At 64.4% G+C, this 15,749-nt stretch carries 15 protein-coding genes; 6 read left to right on the top strand and 9 right to left on the bottom strand.

Going from position 1 to position 15,749, the window contains the following annotated elements; all coding sequences use genetic code 11:
* Nucleotides 1-88 precede the first annotated feature (88 nt).
* The gene (locus ABIB80_RS17565) at nucleotides 89-1,267 is read left to right on the top strand and encodes an acyltransferase family protein (protein WP_354128116.1); all 1,179 of its coding nucleotides are present in this window, start codon (nucleotides 89-91) and stop codon (nucleotides 1,265-1,267) included.
* Nucleotides 1,268-1,367: 100 nt separating this feature from the next.
* On the opposite strand, the gene purL is transcribed toward ABIB80_RS17565, so the two are convergent.
* Nucleotides 1,368-3,578, bottom strand: coding sequence for a phosphoribosylformylglycinamidine synthase subunit PurL (purL, locus tag ABIB80_RS17560; protein WP_354128075.1), 2,211 nt, complete (start codon nucleotides 3,576-3,578; stop codon nucleotides 1,368-1,370).
* Between the two features lie 182 nt (nucleotides 3,579-3,760).
* On the opposite strand from purL, the gene ABIB80_RS17555 reads away from it, so the two are divergent.
* Both ABIB80_RS17555 and ABIB80_RS17550 read left to right on the top strand, forming a co-directional pair.
* Nucleotides 3,761-4,240: a PaaI family thioesterase gene (locus ABIB80_RS17555; RefSeq protein WP_007602274.1), complete on the top strand. Its 480-nt coding sequence runs from the start codon at nucleotides 3,761-3,763 to the stop codon at nucleotides 4,238-4,240.
* 74 nt (nucleotides 4,241-4,314) lie between these two features.
* The gene (locus ABIB80_RS17550; protein WP_354128074.1) at nucleotides 4,315-5,271 is read left to right on the top strand and encodes a DMT family transporter; all 957 of its coding nucleotides are present in this window, start codon (nucleotides 4,315-4,317) and stop codon (nucleotides 5,269-5,271) included.
* Between the two features lie 3 nt (nucleotides 5,272-5,274).
* On the opposite strand, the gene ABIB80_RS17545 is transcribed toward ABIB80_RS17550, so the two are convergent.
* Together ABIB80_RS17545 and purQ are read right to left on the bottom strand one after the other, a co-directional pair.
* A complete protein-coding gene (locus ABIB80_RS17545) occupies nucleotides 5,275-6,246 on the bottom strand; it encodes a tripartite tricarboxylate transporter substrate binding protein BugD (RefSeq protein ID WP_007602270.1) in 972 nt (323 codons plus the stop codon).
* Complete coding sequence (gene purQ, locus ABIB80_RS17540) at nucleotides 6,243-6,944, bottom strand: phosphoribosylformylglycinamidine synthase subunit PurQ (RefSeq protein WP_007602268.1); 702 nt, start codon at nucleotides 6,942-6,944, stop codon at nucleotides 6,243-6,245. Before purQ ends, ABIB80_RS17545 begins: the two co-directional genes overlap by 4 nt.
* 164 nt (nucleotides 6,945-7,108) lie before the next feature.
* On the opposite strand from purQ, the gene ABIB80_RS17535 reads away from it, so the two are divergent.
* Nucleotides 7,109-8,125, top strand: coding sequence for a magnesium and cobalt transport protein CorA (locus ABIB80_RS17535; protein ID WP_219684990.1), 1,017 nt, complete (start codon nucleotides 7,109-7,111; stop codon nucleotides 8,123-8,125).
* A 10-nt stretch (nucleotides 8,126-8,135) separates the two neighbouring features.
* Here the strand turns inward: ABIB80_RS17535 and purS are convergent, their stop codons facing one another.
* Both purS and purC read right to left on the bottom strand, forming a co-directional pair.
* Nucleotides 8,136-8,378 (bottom strand): phosphoribosylformylglycinamidine synthase subunit PurS, encoded by a 243-nt coding sequence (gene purS, locus ABIB80_RS17530; RefSeq protein WP_007602264.1) that lies wholly within the window; start codon nucleotides 8,376-8,378, stop codon nucleotides 8,136-8,138.
* Between the two features lie 12 nt (nucleotides 8,379-8,390).
* Entirely contained in the window at nucleotides 8,391-9,158 is a 768-nt protein-coding gene (gene purC, locus ABIB80_RS17525) for a phosphoribosylaminoimidazolesuccinocarboxamide synthase (RefSeq protein ID WP_171944915.1), read from the bottom strand.
* 305 nt (nucleotides 9,159-9,463) lie between these two features.
* On the opposite strand from purC, the gene ABIB80_RS17520 reads away from it, so the two are divergent.
* Complete coding sequence (locus ABIB80_RS17520; RefSeq protein ID WP_007602260.1) at nucleotides 9,464-9,787, top strand: DUF1476 domain-containing protein; 324 nt, start codon at nucleotides 9,464-9,466, stop codon at nucleotides 9,785-9,787.
* 55 nt (nucleotides 9,788-9,842) lie between these two features.
* Here the strand turns inward: ABIB80_RS17520 and cynS are convergent, their stop codons facing one another.
* The 4 genes from cynS to ABIB80_RS17500 all read right to left on the bottom strand — a co-directional run bounded on the left by cynS (nucleotide 9,843) and on the right by ABIB80_RS17500 (nucleotide 13,658).
* Complete coding sequence (gene cynS, locus ABIB80_RS17515; RefSeq protein WP_007602258.1) at nucleotides 9,843-10,325, bottom strand: cyanase; 483 nt, start codon at nucleotides 10,323-10,325, stop codon at nucleotides 9,843-9,845.
* 16 nt (nucleotides 10,326-10,341) lie between these two features.
* Nucleotides 10,342-11,265, bottom strand: coding sequence for an ABC transporter ATP-binding protein (locus ABIB80_RS17510; RefSeq protein ID WP_007602255.1), 924 nt, complete (start codon nucleotides 11,263-11,265; stop codon nucleotides 10,342-10,344).
* A gap of 4 nt (nucleotides 11,266-11,269) precedes the next feature.
* Nucleotides 11,270-12,112, bottom strand: a complete 843-nt coding sequence (gene ntrB / locus ABIB80_RS17505) for a nitrate ABC transporter permease (RefSeq protein WP_354128073.1) — start codon at nucleotides 12,110-12,112, stop codon at nucleotides 11,270-11,272.
* A gap of 166 nt (nucleotides 12,113-12,278) precedes the next feature.
* The gene (locus ABIB80_RS17500) at nucleotides 12,279-13,658 is read right to left on the bottom strand and encodes a CmpA/NrtA family ABC transporter substrate-binding protein (protein WP_007602251.1); all 1,380 of its coding nucleotides are present in this window, start codon (nucleotides 13,656-13,658) and stop codon (nucleotides 12,279-12,281) included.
* A gap of 159 nt (nucleotides 13,659-13,817) precedes the next feature.
* Between ABIB80_RS17500 and ABIB80_RS17495 the strand changes: the two genes are divergently transcribed.
* Nucleotides 13,818-15,746 (top strand): sigma 54-interacting transcriptional regulator, encoded by a 1,929-nt coding sequence (locus tag ABIB80_RS17495; RefSeq protein WP_354128072.1) that lies wholly within the window; start codon nucleotides 13,818-13,820, stop codon nucleotides 15,744-15,746.
* Nucleotides 15,747-15,749: the final 3 nt, after the last annotated feature.

Genomic DNA, 15,749 nt, shown 5'->3' with positions numbered 1-15,749 from the left:
GGCGTCCCAAACGACCCTTGCTGAATCCGGTTCCCGGCGGCAAAGTCCGGCCGGGACGGAAAGCGCGACCGGGGCGGCCACGATGACGATGTCACATTCAGCGACGATCGGCGCAGAGGCGCACGCGGTGCCGAAGGCCAAGGCGCGCAATCTGTCGCTCGATCGCGCCCGCACCTTCCTCACGCTGGTGGTGCTGCTGCACCACGCCGTCATTCCCTACACCTATTTCGGGCACACCGATCCGGCGTCCTGGATCGGCTTCGACATCGTCGTGCTGGCCACCGACAGCTTCTTCATGGCCATGTTCTTCTTCCTGTCAGGACTGTTCACCTGGCCGGGCATCGCGCGCAAGGCGCCGTCAGTTTTTCTCCGCGACCGCCTGTTGCGGCTCGGGCTGCCGTTCGCGATCGCGGCGTTCACCGTGATTCCCCTCGCCTATTACGCGATCGCGCTGCGGCACGATCCCGGGCTGAGCTTCACGGCGTTCTGGTGGAAGACGATCACGGTTGGCCCGTGGCCGAGCGGCCCGATCTGGTTCGTGTGGGTGCTGCTGGCGTTCGACCTGACCGCGAGCTTGCTCTACCGGGTCTCCGCGCATCTGGTCGACCCGGGCAACCGCGTGTCGCTACGCGGATTCGACCAGCCGGCCGTATTCTGGCTGCTGCTCGTCGTCGTGACGACAATCGCCTACGTGCCGGCGCTGCTCTATTTCGGCGGAAGCAAATGGTTCGAGCTCGGGCCGTTCTCGGTGCAGGCGAGCCGCATCCTGCTCTACTTCGCCTATTTCTTCATCGGCGTCAGCGTTGGAGCGGCGAACTTCGATCGCGGCATCCTCAGCGCCGGCGGCCAGTTGCCGAAACAACGCTGGCTCTGGGTGATCGCCACGCTGATCCCCTACTGCCTGATGTGGGGCATGATCTACATCAAGCGCGAAGTTCTGGGCAATCCAGACCCGCAGCCGCACTGGTATCAGGCGATCTACGGCACGTTCTTCGTGCTGTTCTCAGGCTCGATCCTGCTCGCGATCCTCGCCTTCTTCCTGCACCAGAAGTCGCCGGGCCCGAACCTGCTCGACCGCATGCAGGCGGATGCCTACGGCATCTTCCTGGTGCACTACCCGATCGCGTTGTGGATCCAGTACGCGCTGTACGACTACAGCTGGCCTGCGATCGTGAAAGCCACGATCGGCTTCGTGCTCACGGTGACCTTGAGCTGGGGACTGACTGCGGCCTTACGGAAGATTCCGGGGGCCTCGCACGTGTTGTGAGGCACGATACCGTAGCCCGGATGAGCGAAGCGATATCCGGGAAACCTCACGACAAAGACCCGGATGTCGCTTCGCTCATCCGGGCTACCGGTTCAGCGCCTCAGGCCGCTTTCCCGCCCATATACTCCGGCAGCCAGCGCTCGAACGATGCCCTGAGCGTGTCAATCGCAACAGGCGCCTCGCCGGCGATCGCGACGGCGTCGCCGCCGGTGGTGCCGATCCGCACGCAGGGCACCTCGCAGCCGCGCATCTTGGCGAGCACGCGGCCGGCCTCGGTTTCAGGCACGGTGACGAGATAGCGCGCCTGGTCCTCACCGAACCAATAGGCCTGAGGCACCAGCGCGGTCGGCGCCGCCAGCAGTTTGGCGCCGATGCCGCTCGCCATCGCCATCTCGGCCAGCGCGATCAGAAGACCGCCGTCGGAGAGATCGTGCACGGCGGTCGCGGTGCCCGCATGGATCATGCCGCGCACGCAGTCGCCGTTGCGCTTCTCGGCCGCGAGATCGACCGGCGGCGGCGCCCCCTCCTCGCGACCGCAGATGTCGCGCAGGTAAACGGACTGACCGAGCCAGCCGTGAGTTTCGCCGATCAGGAGGATCGCCTCGCCTTCGGCCTTGAAGGCGAGCGAGGCCGACTTGGTGAAGTCGTCGAGCAGGCCGACGCCGCCGATGGAGGGCGTCGGCAGGATCGCGCGGCCGTTGGTCTCGTTGTAGAGCGAGACATTGCCGGAGACGACCGGGAAGTCGAGCGTGCGGCAGGCTTCCGAGATGCCCTTCAGGCAGCCGACGAACTGGCCCATGATCTCGGGCCGCTCGGGATTGCCGAAATTGAGATTGTCGGTGATCGCAAGCGGCTTGCCGCCGACGGCGGTGATGTTGCGCCAGGCTTCCGCCACGGCCTGCATGCCGCCTTGATAAGGATCGGCCTCGCAATAGCGCGGCGTCACGTCGACGGTCAGCGCCAGGCCCTTCGGGCCGTCCTGCACGCGCACCACGGCGGCATCGCCGCCGGGACGCTGCATGGTGTTGCCGAGAATGACGTGGTCGTACTGCTCCCAGACCCAGCGCTTGCTGCACATGTCGGGCGTGCCGATCAGCTTTTCGAGCGCGGCACCGAGACTCATCGGCGCCGCCACTTCGCGCGCATGCACGACAGGCAAAGCGGCGGAGGGGACATGCGGGCGGTCATAGAGCGGCGCCTCGTCGCCGAGTTCCTTGATCGGCAAATCGGCCATGACGTCGCCGCCATGCTTGACCACAAAGCGCTTGCTCGGCGTGGTGTAGCCGACCACGGCGAAATCGAGGCCCCACTTCTTGAAGATCGCCTCGGCCTCTTTCTCCTTCTCGGGCTTGAGCACCATGAGCATGCGCTCCTGACTCTCCGAGAGCATCATCTCGTAGGCGCTCATGCCGATCTCGCGCGTCGGCACCGCATCGAGATCGAGATCGACGCCGAGATCGCCCTTGGCGCCCATCTCGACCGCCGAACAGGTCAGACCCGCCGCGCCCATGTCCTGGATCGCGATGACGCAGCCCTTCTCCATGATCTCGAGGCAGGCCTCTAACAGCAGCTTTTCGGCAAAGGGATCGCCGACCTGGACGGTCGGGCGCTTCTCTTCGGACTTGTCGTCGAACTCGGCCGAGGCCATCGAGGCGCCGTGGATGCCGTCGCGGCCAGTCTTGGAGCCGAGATAGACGATCGGCATGTTCACGCCGGAGGCGGCGGCATAGAAGATCTTGTCGGTATCGGCGAGGCCGACCGCCATCGCGTTGACGAGAATGTTGCCGTCATAGCGGGTGTGGAAGCGGACCTGACCACCGACCGTCGGCACGCCGAAGGAATTGCCATAGCCGCCGACCCCGGCGACGACGCCGGAGACGAGATGCCGCGTCCTGGCATGCTCCGGTGCGCCAAAGCTCAGCGCATTGAGGCAGGCGATCGGGCGCGCGCCCATCGTAAAGACGTCGCGCAAGATGCCGCCGACGCCGGTGGTCGCGCCCTGGTACGGCTCGATGTAGCTCGGGTGGTTGTGGCTCTCCATCTTGAAGACCACGGCCTGGCCGTCGCCGATGTCGATCACGCCGGCATTCTCGCCCGGGCCCTGGATCACCCAGGGCGCCTTGGTCGGCAGGCCCTTCAGATGGAGGCGCGAGGATTTGTACGAGCAGTGCTCGTTCCACATCGCCGAGAAGATGCCGAGCTCGGTGAAAGTTGGCTCCCGCCCGATCAGCTTCAGAATGCGCTCATACTCGTCCGGCTTGAGCCCGTGGGCGGCAATAAGCTCGGGAGTGATCTTGGGTTCGTTCTTCATGGATTCGAGGCTTTCGACGGCGGTGGGCCGTTCTTAGGAACATCGGACGGCTTGGAAAAGCCCTTTATGGCGCATTTTCCCGCTGTCCACGTTTTGCGGCCGGGGGCTGCGGGAACAGGAATTGCACAGCGTGGACAGATCGGATTTAAGGGCAAACGACTCGCAATTGAAGGCCCATTTCCTTGCACGAATTGACCAAAGCGCCCCCGCCCCGCCGCCCCGACCTCCACGTCGCCACCGATGGGGAATTCCAGGGCTGGCGAACCTGGATTCGCGACAGTTTTGAGAGCCATATCGGCCCGTTCTGGCACAGGATCGAGGACGACGGCAGCGTCCGCTCGGCGTTCCGGGTCGAGAAGAAGCACCTCAACGGCTCCGGAAACGTCCATGGCGGCTGCTTCATGGCATTCTCCGACTATTGCCTGTTCGCGATCGCCACCCACGAGCTGGATGGGCCGGCCGTGACCACCAATTTCGCCTGCGACTTCCTCGACGCGGCACGCGAAGGCGAGCTGATCGAATGCGTCGGCGAGGTCTCCCGCGCCGGCGGCTCGTTGATCTTCCTGCGCGGCAAGCTGACGTCAGGCGGGCGGCCCCTGTTCACCTTCTCCGGCACGATCAAGCGGGTGAAGCGGAAGCCGGCACCACAGCCAAACGCATAGCTCGCCGCCTTCCCTTTTGGCGCCCCGTCGCCCAGACTTGGGTCCAGCGCTGTCGCGCCGGGAGCAACACCAAGGTGCCGCAGAGCACACCGCCGACGGGTCGCGCCTCGGCCTCGCCGCTGCCGTCCATGCCCGCCACCAGCGCGCGCAACTGGCGTGACTATGCGCTGCTGGTCGCGCTGGCCTGCTGCTGGAGCTCAACCTATCCGCTGGCCAAGCTCGCGCTGGATACGATCCCGCCTGTGACCTTCATCTCGGCGCGCTCGCTGATCGCGGCCGCCTTCCTGTTCGCGATCCTGTGGATGCGCGGCGTCAGGATTCCGACCGATGCGAAGGCCTGGAAGCTGTTCGCGACCCAGCAATTGATCAACTCGACCTTTCCGTTCCTGATCATCACCTGGTCTCAGCAATATGTGCCGGCGTCGAACACGGTGGTGCTGGCCTCGACCACGCCGATCTTCGCCTTCCTGATCACCTCCCTGATCACGCGTCACGAGCCAGCAACGCTGTTGAAGCTGTTGGGCGCGCTCCTCGGCCTTGCCGGCACAATCGTCATCGTCGGCCTGGATGCGCTGCGCGGCGTCGGCAGCGAGATCGTGGCGGAGATCGCCATCCTGCTCGCCACCATCTCGTTCGCCTGCGCAACCATCTTCGGGCTGCGGCTGTCCGAATACGATCCGATGGTGGTGGCAGCCGGCTCGCTGCTGTTCGGCGGCCTCGTGCTGCTGCCGCCTTCGCTGATCATCGACCAGCCCTGGACGCTGCACCCGACGCCGACGGCGATCATAGCCACCATCGTCATGGGCATCGTCTCCAGCGCCGTGGGGCTGATGCTGTTCTACATGTGCCTGGGACGGCTCGGCACGCTGACGACCAACGCGCAAGGCTATTTGCGCATCCCGATCGGCGTCGGCCTCTCCGTGCTGCTGCTCGGCGAGATCGTGCCCTCGAACCTGGCGCTGGGCCTGGTGCTGGTCATGGCGGGCGTCGCCGCGATGACGGTGCCGACGGAACGGCTGAAACGACGCTAGCTATTACTTGGCGTCGTCAGCCAGCATCTTCCGATACTTCTCGACGTCGCGCGTCACGAGCTTTTGCAGCACCTCGGGCGTGTGCTCGTCGGGATCGGGTGCCACGGTCGAAAGATCGGCGAACCGTTTCTTCACCGCGTCGGTTTCCACGGCCGTACGCGCGGCGGCATTCAGCCTGGCGATGATCGCCGGCGGGGTGCCCTTGGGCGCGAACAGGCCGTTCCAGCCCTGCGCCTCGAATTCGGGCAGGCCGGCTTCGGCTGACGTCGGCAGGTCGGGCACTGTGGCGAGCCGGACGGTCGAGCCGACCACGAGCCCGCGCGCCAGCTTCTCGTTGATCGACTGCGAGACCGAGGCTGCCGCATCGCAGACGCCGTCGATCTGGCCGCCGATCGCGTCGGTGAGCGCGGGCGCGGCGCCGCGATAGCCGACCAGCGTCGCGTCGATCCCGGCGGCTGTGACGAAGCTCTTGCAGATCAGGTAATTCGAAGAGCCGACGCCGGCATGGCCGAGATTGATCTTGCCCGGATTGGCCTTGGCGTAGGCGATGAACTCCTTCAGGTCCTTTGCCGGAAAATCTTTGCGCACGGCGATGATGCCGAACGTTTTCGCCACCATGGCGATCGGCACGAAGGAGTCCGGCGTGAACGGCAGTTTGGGATAAATCGTATAGGTCGCGGCGTTGGTGCCGGCATTGCCGATCGCAATGGTGTAGCCGTCAGGCTCGGCGCGGGAGGCACGCGCCAGTGCGGTCGATCCGCCGGCGCCGGCGACGTTCTCGATCACGATGGTCTGGCCGAGCGCGATGCCCATCTGCTCGGCAACGGTGCGCGCGATCACGTCGGAGGTGCCGCCAGCCGCGAACGGCACGATCATGGTGACGGGACGCTTGGGGAAATCCTGCGCGAGCGCGGCTGTCGCGAACGCAACCACGGCGACAGCGGCCGGCAGCCGCTTCAGCACGAACGCAATCACGCGGCTTTTTCCAGATGCGCGGTGATGCCAGCGAACAGGCCGCGGCCGTCGGTGCAGCCCATGATGTCTTCGACGTGGTTTTCCGGATGCGGCATCATGCCGAGCACGTTGCCCTTGTCGTTGACGATGCCGGCGATGGATTGCGCGGCGCCATTGATGTTGCTGATATCGTCGATCGCGCCGTCGGCCGAGCAATAGCGGTAGAGCACGCGACCCTCGCCTTCGAGCCGCTTGATGGTCTCGGCATCCGCTGCATAATTGCCCTCGCCATGCGCGATGGGCACGCGGATCACCTGCCCGGCATTGTAGCCGCGCGTGAACGGCGTGTCGGAGCGCTCGACGCGCAGATGCACGTCGTGGCAGATGAATTTCAGCCGCGCATTGCGCATCAGGACGCCAGGCAAGAGGCCGGACTCGCAGAGGATCTGAAAGCCATTGCAGACGCCGAGCACGAGACCGCCCTTGGCCGCATAGTCGCGCACCGCGTCCATCACCGGCGCCCGCGCCGCAATCGCGCCGCAGCGCAGGTAATCACCATAGGAGAACCCGCCGGGAACGACCACGAGGTCGGTACCATCAGGCAGCGACGTCTCGGCATGCCAGACCATTGTGGGCTCGCTGCCCGAGATCAGCCTCAAGGCACGCGCCATGTCGCGCTCGCGGTTGATTCCGGGAAAGACGAGGATGGCGGCTTTCATGGCAGAGGTTCCGAACGAGGATTGAATGGGGCTGGCACGGCTGCCAAATCGGCAGCAGACATAACCATTTGACGGGGATTTTACCAGTGCTAGCCTTGCCCGCGAGCGTTGTGCACAGGCCATAGCCCGCCATTCGGCCGATCGATTCGCCCGGGATCAAAGCCATGAATGTCCCCTCGCTGCCCGCATCCCTCTCCGAGCCGGTGTCCACCGAGGGCGTCATCGCCGCCGGTGCCTATGTCGACGGCCGGCGCGTCGCCAATATCGCCATCAGCGAAGCCTCGAGCTGGCGGGCGAAGCCCGGCCACGTGGTCTGGATCGGGCTGCACGAGCCCGACATGGCGCTGCTCAGCGCGGTGCAGAAGCAGTTCGACCTGCACGAGCTCGCCATCGAGGACGCCAACCATGCCCATCAGCGACCGAAGATCGAGCAATATGGTGAGGCCCTGTTCATCGTGGCGCGCACGGCGCAACTGATCGAGGGCCGGATCGCCTTCGGCGAGACGCACATCTTCGTCGGCGAAGGCTATCTGGTCTCGGTGCGCCACGGTGCGTCGACGTCCTACACGCCGGTGCGCGAACGCTGCGAAAGCTGCCCGCGAGCGCTCGCGCGCGGCGAGGACTACATCCTCTACGCCATTCTCGATTTCATCGTCGACAACTACTCGCCCGTGCTCGAGAGCATTCACGAAGAGGTCGAGAGCATCGAGGATGACGTGCTCTCCAAGTCGATCAGCAAGGCGCAGATCGAACGGCTCTACATGCTGCGCCGCGACCTCTTGCGGCTCCGGACCGCGATCGGCCCTCTGGTCGAGGTCTGCCGCCGGCTCGAGCACGACGAGCTGGCGATGGTGCGCGCGACGATGCAGCCGCTGTTCCGCGACGTCACCGACCACGTCCGCAACATCCAGGAGCGGATCGATTCGATGCGCGAGGTGCTGGCGTTCGCCTTCGAAGCGAGCCTGCTGGTCGGCCAGGCCCAGGAGACGGCGGTCTCCAAGAAGCTCGCCTCCTGGCTCGCGATCATCGCGATCCCGACCGCGCTCGCCGGCATCTACGGCATGAACTTCAAGCACATGCCGGAGCTGGACTGGGAGTACGGCTATTACACGCTGCTCGGCGTGATGCTAGTCTCGTGCGGGGCGCTGTACTGGCGTTTTCGTCGGGTCGGGTGGCTGTGAGCCATCCCGTTCACCCGATCAGCTCGACCCGATAATTCTCGATCACGGTGTTCGCCAGCAGCTTGTCGGCGGCGTCCTTCAACGCCGCCTCCGCTTTCGCCTTGTCCGCGCCGGCGAGCTCGATGTCGAACACCTTGCCCTGGCGGACGCTGGCGACGCCGTCGACGCCGAGCGACTTCAACGCACCCTCGATCGCCTTGCCCTGCGGATCGAGGATGCCCGTTTTCAACGTCACGGTAACACGTGCCTTCACGTCAGATTCCTCTTAGCTCTTCACCAGCACCGGGCCGGAGCCCGCCGGACGCTCGTTCTCCATGAGGATGCCGAGACGCTTGGCGACTTCGGTATAGGCCTCGAGCAGCCCACCGAGATCCCTGCGGAAACGGTCCTTGTCGAGCTTCTCGTTCGACTTGATGTCCCACAGACGGCAGCTATCCGGCGAGATCTCGTCGGCGACGATGATCCGCATCATGTCGTTCTCGAACAGTCGGCCGCACTCCATCTTGAAGTCGACGAGGCGGATGCCGATGCCGAGGAAGAGACCGGTGAGGAAGTCGTTGACACGGATGGCAAGCGCCATGATGTCGTCGATCTCCTGCGGTGTCGCCCAGCCGAAAGCGGTGATGTGCTCTTCCGACACCATGGGGTCGTTGAGCTGGTCGTTCTTGTAGTAGAACTCGATGATCGAACGGGGCAGCTGCGTGCCCTCCTCGATGCCGAGGCGCTGCGACAGCGAACCGGCGGCAACGTTCCGCACCACCACTTCGAGCGGCACGATCTCGACTTCGCGAATCAACTGCTCGCGCATGTTGAGGCGGCGGATGAAATGGGTCGGCACCCCGATGTCGTTGAGGTGCTGAAACAGGTACTCCGAGATCCGGTTGTTGAGGACACCCTTGCCCTCGATCACCTGATGCTTTTTCGCATTGAACGCGGTGGCGTCGTCCTTGAAGTGCTGGATCAGGGTACCGGGCTCCGGGCCTTCGTAAAGAACCTTTGCCTTGCCTTCATAAATGCGACGCCGACGGCTCATGGGGATGTACCGTGTTTTGTTGAAATCCATGTATCTGGTGTGCTCCGGTTGACGAGACTACGACCCACAGCGGAGCTGCCGTGAACGGCCCGGAACCCCTAGAAACAGAACGGGAACCCAGCCTTAGGCAACCTATCCGATTGGCTGTCCCAGCACAATCGATCCGGCCGTCCGGCATCAAACTTATACCGTCTTGCCTGCGGCTTAACGGCTCGTTGTTTTGCCGATTCGTGCCCCCTATCTAGGCATGCACCGGGGCTCTCGCAACGAGGGCCGGCCGGGGTCAGCAGGGAATTGGAAAAGGCATGAGCACGTTGGACAAGCGCGAGGAAGGCTTCGAGAAGAAGTTCGCCCTCGACGAGGAGCAGAAATTCAAGGCGGAAGCCCGCCGCAACCGCCTGCTCGGGCTGTGGGCGGCCGAAAAGCTCGGCATTACCGGCGATGCCGCCACGGCCTATGCCAAGGAGGTGGTCGCGGCCGATTTCGAGGAAGCCGGTGACGCCGACGTCCTGCGCAAGGTCATGGCCGATTTCGCCGCGAAGAACGTCGCCATCACCGAACAGGCGATTCGGGCCAAGATGAACGAGTTGATCGCGGTGGCGGCGGCCGAGGTGAAGGCCGGGAAATAAGGCGAAAGCGGCATTCCGGGGGACGTCTGCGACGCACCCCCGGAATGCCAACCAGCTATCCCTCCTTGAAGCCATATTCCGGCACATTGCCGCTGGCGCCGTAATATTTGTACGGCAGGAATTTGCCGCTCATGGTGATCTTGACGCGGTCGCCCTTCGGATTGGGCAGGCGCTCCATCACCATGTCGAAATCGATCGCCGACATGATGCCGTCGCCGTACTCCTCCTCGATCAGCGCCTTCCAGGCCGGACCGTTGACCATGACCAGTTCGTAGAAGCGATAGATCAAGGGATCGGTCGGCGGCATCGGCATGCCGCGCATCGGCGTCTCGTTCAACATCGTGGTCTCGGTCTTCGTCAGGCCGAACAGTTCAGCGGCGTTCGCGGCCTGCGGCTTGGTCAATTTCATCTGGCCGAGGATCGCGCCCGTAATCAGCACCTCGGAATAACCGCCGATCTGCTCGCAGATGTATTTCCAGGTCCAGCCCTTCTCGCGCTTGATGTCGAGCAGCTTCTCGGTGAGGTCTTCGCGTTTCATGTGAGGGTCTCCTTTTTCAAGCAGTCAGCCCGGGACTCGTCCCGGGTATCCAGGTCTGTCGTTGCTCGTCGCCACCGGACGCGACGGTCAGTCCGGGCTTGCCGATATGCACCACCGGCACATTGCGCGGATCGTGAGCGGGCGTCTCGACGGCAAAGGTCTTGCTGCGCGTCACCAGGAAATCGACGATGTGGTTGCGCAGCGCGTAGTACAGCGGATGGCGGTGCAGATCGGTGCGGCCGCGGTCCCTCGGCAACGGGTTCTCGACCACTTCGGCCAGCACCGCGCCGGGTCCGTTGGTCATCAGGAATATCTTGTCGGCGAGATAGATCGCCTCGTCGACGTCATGGGTAATCATGAACGCGGTCTGCCCGGTCTCCAGACAGATGCGCCGCACCTCGTCCTGCAGCGTGCCGCGCGTCAGCGCGTCGAGTGCCGAGAACGGCTCGTCCATCAGCATCATCTTTGGCGTAATGGAGAGCGCACGCGCGATGCCGACGCGCTGCTTCATGCCGCCGGAAAGCTCGGAAGGTCGCTTGTGTTCCGAACCCGTCAGGCCGACGAGATCGATAAAAGTCTGCGCATGCGCCTTCACCTTGGCGCGATCCCAGCTCCGCCATTTCGAGCTCACGGCGTAGGCAACGTTGCCGAGCACGGTGCGCCAGGGCAGCAGCGCATGGCTCTGGAAGATCACGGCGCGATCGAGGCTGGTGCCTGAAATGGCCTGTCCGTCGACGATGACCGCGCCTTCGCTCGGCGCATCGAGGCCGGCGAGGATGTTGAGCACCGTGGTCTTGCCGCAGCCGGAATGGCCGATCACGCAGCAGAATTCGCCCCGCGCCATCGACAGCCACAGATTCTCGAACACGGTCGTCGTCGCACCACTCGCGCCCGGATAGCGCTTGGCGATGCCTTCGATGGAGACGAATTTCTCGGTCACTGCCCTACTCCGGAAACGTGACCATGCGCGTGAAACGCGCGAGGATCTGGTCGAGCAGCATGCCGACGACCCCGATCAGCAGGATCGCGATGATGACGTTGGTGATCGAGAGGTTGTTCCACTCGTTCCAGACGAAATAGCCAATGCCGGTGCCGCCGACCAGCATTTCGGCCGCAACGATCACCAGCCACGCAATGCCGATCGAGATGCGCATGCCGGTCAGGATCGTCGGTGCCGCTGCCGGCAGGATGACCGTGAAGGCGCGCCTGATCGTTCCGACCTCGAGCGTTCGCGCGACGTTGATCCATTCCTTGCGTACGCTCGCGACCCCGAACACGGTGTTGAGCAGCATCGGCCAGATCGAGCAGATGAAGATGACGAAGATCGCGGAGATCGAGGAATCCTTGATGGTGTAGAGCGCGAGCGGCATCCACGCGAGCGGGGAGATCGGCTTCAGCACCTGGATGAAGGGATCGAGCGCCTGACTGAGCAGCGGCGACATGCCGATCAGGAAGCCGAGCGGGATGGCGACGAGCACGGCAAGCAGATAGCCGGTGCCGACGCGCGCGATCGAGTAGCCGAGCTGGATGCCGAGCCCCTTGTCGTTCGGCCCGTTGTCGTAGAACGGCCTCCTCACATGCTCCCAGAGTTTTGCGCCGACATCGAGCGGCCCGGGCATGGCAGATTTGCCCTGGGTCGCGGTCAGGCCCATCAGCTTGGCGTATTCCGCGCTCATCGTGGCCACCGGCGCCGTCGAGCGCACGGCGAGATGCCAGACGCCCAGGAACGCGACGAGCAGCACGATCGAGACCAGGCCGGCGCGGAGACGGAGGGAGGCGGTGGTCATCTCCCTCTCCCCGTTCTTACGGGGAGAGGGTCGGGGTGAGGGGCATGCTTCCGCATATTCGGTGAGCGACGAACTCGCGGAGAGTCCCCCTCACCCGGATTGCATCTAACGATGCAATCCGACCTCTCCCCGCAAGCGGGGCGAGGTGAAAAGAGAGCGCGGCCGCTCACGACGCCTTCCTGATCTTGAAGCCCGCCAAATAATCCTCGGGCTTGGCCGGATCGAAACTCTTGCCCATCACCGCAAACGATTTGTAGCTGCCGGCTGGCGGCGCCAGGCCCATCTCGGTCATCAGCTTCCTGGTGTCGGTTGCGAGATAGACCTGCTCGGCGATCGCCTTGTAGTCGACGTCGCCCTTGATCTGGCCCCAGCGCTTCATCTGCGTCAGCATCCACACCGCGAAGGACTGCCAGGGGAACGGGTCGAAATCGACGCGCTTTTCATCCGTCTTCACGCCGCCGAGGCCGTCGGCATAGGTGCCGGTCAAGACCTGTTCCAGCACCGTGACCGGCGCGTTGATGTAGTTCGCCGGCGCGATGGCTTCCGCGATCTGCTTGCGGTTCTCCGCCTTCGACGCATAGGCCGTGGCATCGACGATCGCGCGCGTCAGCGCGGCAAAGCTGTTCGGCGCCGTCGTGATGAACTCGCGGCTGGCCGCGAAGCTGCAGCAGGGATGGCCGTCCCAGATTTCCTTGGACAAGAGATGCATGAAGCCGACGCCGTCATAGATCGCGCGCTGGCAGATATTGTCGGGCGCGAGGAAGCCGTCGATGTTGTCGGCGCGCAGGTTTGCCACCATTTCCGGCGGCGGTACCGAACGCAGCTGCACATCGGTGTCGGGGTCGATCCCGTGTTCGGCGAGATAGTAGCGCAGCAGATAATTGTGCATGGAATAGTCGAAGGGGATGGCGAATTTCATGCCCTTCCAATCCTTCGGGTCGCGCTTGTCCTTGTGCTTGCTCGCCAGCACGATGCCCTGCCCGTTGATGTTCTCGATCGCGGGCACGGCAAACGGAATCGCGTTGGCACCTAGGCCAAGCGAGATCGCGAGCGGCATCGGCGCCAGCATGTGCGCGGCGTCGTATTCCTTGTTGATGGTCTTGTCGCGGATCACGGCCCAGCCGGCGGTTTTGACCACGTCGACGTTGAGGCCGTGCTTGGCATAGAAGCCCAGCGGCGCCGCCATGATGATTGGCGTGGCGCAGGTGATCGGGATGAAGCCGACCTTGAGATCCTTCTTTTCCGGCGTGCCGGCCTGCGCAAAAACCTCGGTCGCGGTCTGAAGCGGGAAGAACTGCGACAGCGCGGCCAGCGCGGTGGAGGCCCCGACCGACTTCAGGAATGCTCGCCGCGCCACGTCCTGCGGAAACATCGCGCGCATCACGGCAGAGGCGACCACGCCCTCGTAGCGCTTCTCCTCGCTCTCGACGGGATCACAGCGCAACGCGGTGGCCTGCTCATGCTCCGCCGCGGATTGATGCTGACCACAGGCACAGCCGGCTCGCAGGTTGCGATTGGGATCAAACGGATTGTCGAAAGTGGACATCGGACCTCCTGCGCGTCGTTGCGAGGAGAATTACGCAAGGAGCATGCCACCACCTTCGCGCCCACCAGTGCCTTGATGACGCAGCACTTTCGCCTGCACTTGGTCATTACGAAAATTCGTGATAAACGAGATTTCGTAGTTGAATAACGAGATTTCGTAATGGCAACGACGCCAATGCTCGCCCACGACGACGTGGCCCCGACCATCGATCCGCGCGTCGCGGCTTTCGAATCCTCGGTCGAAGCGACGCTGCTGATCGACCCCTTCGGCGACCTGATCGTCGATGCCAATCCCGCCGCCTGCGCCCTGCTCGGCTACGACCGCGCGCTGCTGCGCCAGACCAGGCCGAGCACGCTGCATGCCGGCGAACTTCCGGCGCTGACCGTGTTCACCCAGGCCGTGCTGCACAAGGGCGCCTACTGGACCACGGCGCTGAACCCGCGCCATGCCACCGGGCAGAATCTCCGGCTCGAATATGCCGGCTGCGTCCTGCCCCATGACGGGCGCACGCTGGTCCAGCTCACCCTGACCGATCTCGAAGCACGCCGCCGCCGCAATGTCGATGCCGCCGCTGAAGACCACATGCGCAGCGGCATCTCGACCTGGCAGCGGGTCGAGCGCGTGTTCCAGGACATCGAGCGCGAGAACCAACTGATCCTGCGCGCCGCCGGCGAAGGCATTTACGGCGTCAACGCGGAAGGAAAGACCACCTTCGTGAACCCCGCCGCCGAGCGGATGCTGGGCTGGACTGCCGAGGAGCTGGTCGGCAAGGAAATCCATCCCATCATGCACCACACCCACCATGACGGGCGGCACTATCACAACCATGATTGCCCGATCTACGCGGCGTTCCGCGACGGCGCCGTGCACCAGGTCGATGGCGAGGTATTCTGGCGCAAGGACGGCTCGCCGGCCTGGGTCGAATACACCTCCACGCCGATCCGCGATCGCGGCGTGGTGGTCGGTGCCGTCGTGGTGTTTCGCGACGTCAGCCAGCGCCGCGAGGCCGACGAGAAGCTGCACGCCGCGCTCGCCGAAGTCGATCGCCTGCGCGAACGTCTCGAGCTCGAAAACGCCTATCTCCAGGAAGAAATCCGCATCGAGACCAATCCGCGCGGCATCATCGGTGGCAGCGAGGCGATCCAGACGACGCTGCGCCAGGTCAAGCTGGTGGCGCCGACCAGCGCGGCGGTAATGATCACCGGGGAATCCGGCACCGGCAAGGAGCTGATCGCGCGCGCCATTCACGAGGATTCCACCCGCAGCGACCGGCCGCTGATCCGCGTCAATTGCGCCGCGATCCCGCGCGAATTGTTCGAGAGCGAGTTCTTCGGCCATGTCCGCGGCGCCTTCACCGGCGCGACGCGCGACCGCATCGGCCGCTTCGAGCTCGCCGATGGCGGCACGCTGTTCCTCGACGAGGTCGGCGAGATTCCACTCGAATTGCAAGGCAAGCTGCTGCGCGTGTTGCAGGAGGGCAATTTCGAGCGGGTCGGCCAGGAGCGCACCCGCGCGGTCGACGTCCGCGTCATCGCCGCGACCAACCGCGACCTCAAGCAGGAGGTGCAGCGCGGCCGTTTTCGCGAGGATCTCTATTTCCGGCTCAACGTGTTTCCGATCGAGACGGTGCCCTTACGCGAACGGCGCGAGGACATTGCGCTGCTCGCTCAGCATTTCCTCACCCGCGAGAGCAAGGCGCTGAAATCGAATCTGCGCTTGTCGGAAGGCGATGCGCGGCGGCTGACGCGCTATGACTGGCCGGGCAATGTCCGCGAACTGCAGAACGTGATCGAGCGCGCTGCGATCCTGTCGCAGAACGGCCGTTTGCGGATCGATCTGCCCGACTCCTCAGGCACGCAGGCCCCGGTTGGCGCCACGCGGCAGAAGGCTGACGCACGGCCCGCTGTGATGACGTCATCCGAAATGCGCGATCACGAGCGCGCCAACATCCTGGCCGCGCTCGAGGGCTGCGCCGGAAAAGTGTTCGGCCCCGGTGGCGCGGCCGAGATGCTGGATATCAAGCCGACCACGCTGGCCTCGCGGATCAAGGCGCTGGGAATCGCGCCCCGTCCGCGTGCCCTCGGTTAGCGG

The organism is Bradyrhizobium sp. i1.15.2, assembly GCF_040548425.1.
Classification (GTDB): domain Bacteria; phylum Pseudomonadota; class Alphaproteobacteria; order Rhizobiales; family Xanthobacteraceae; genus Bradyrhizobium; species Bradyrhizobium canariense.
The sequence above is the reverse complement of the archived record's forward strand: the minus strand, read 5'-3'. Positions and strand labels throughout refer to the sequence as shown.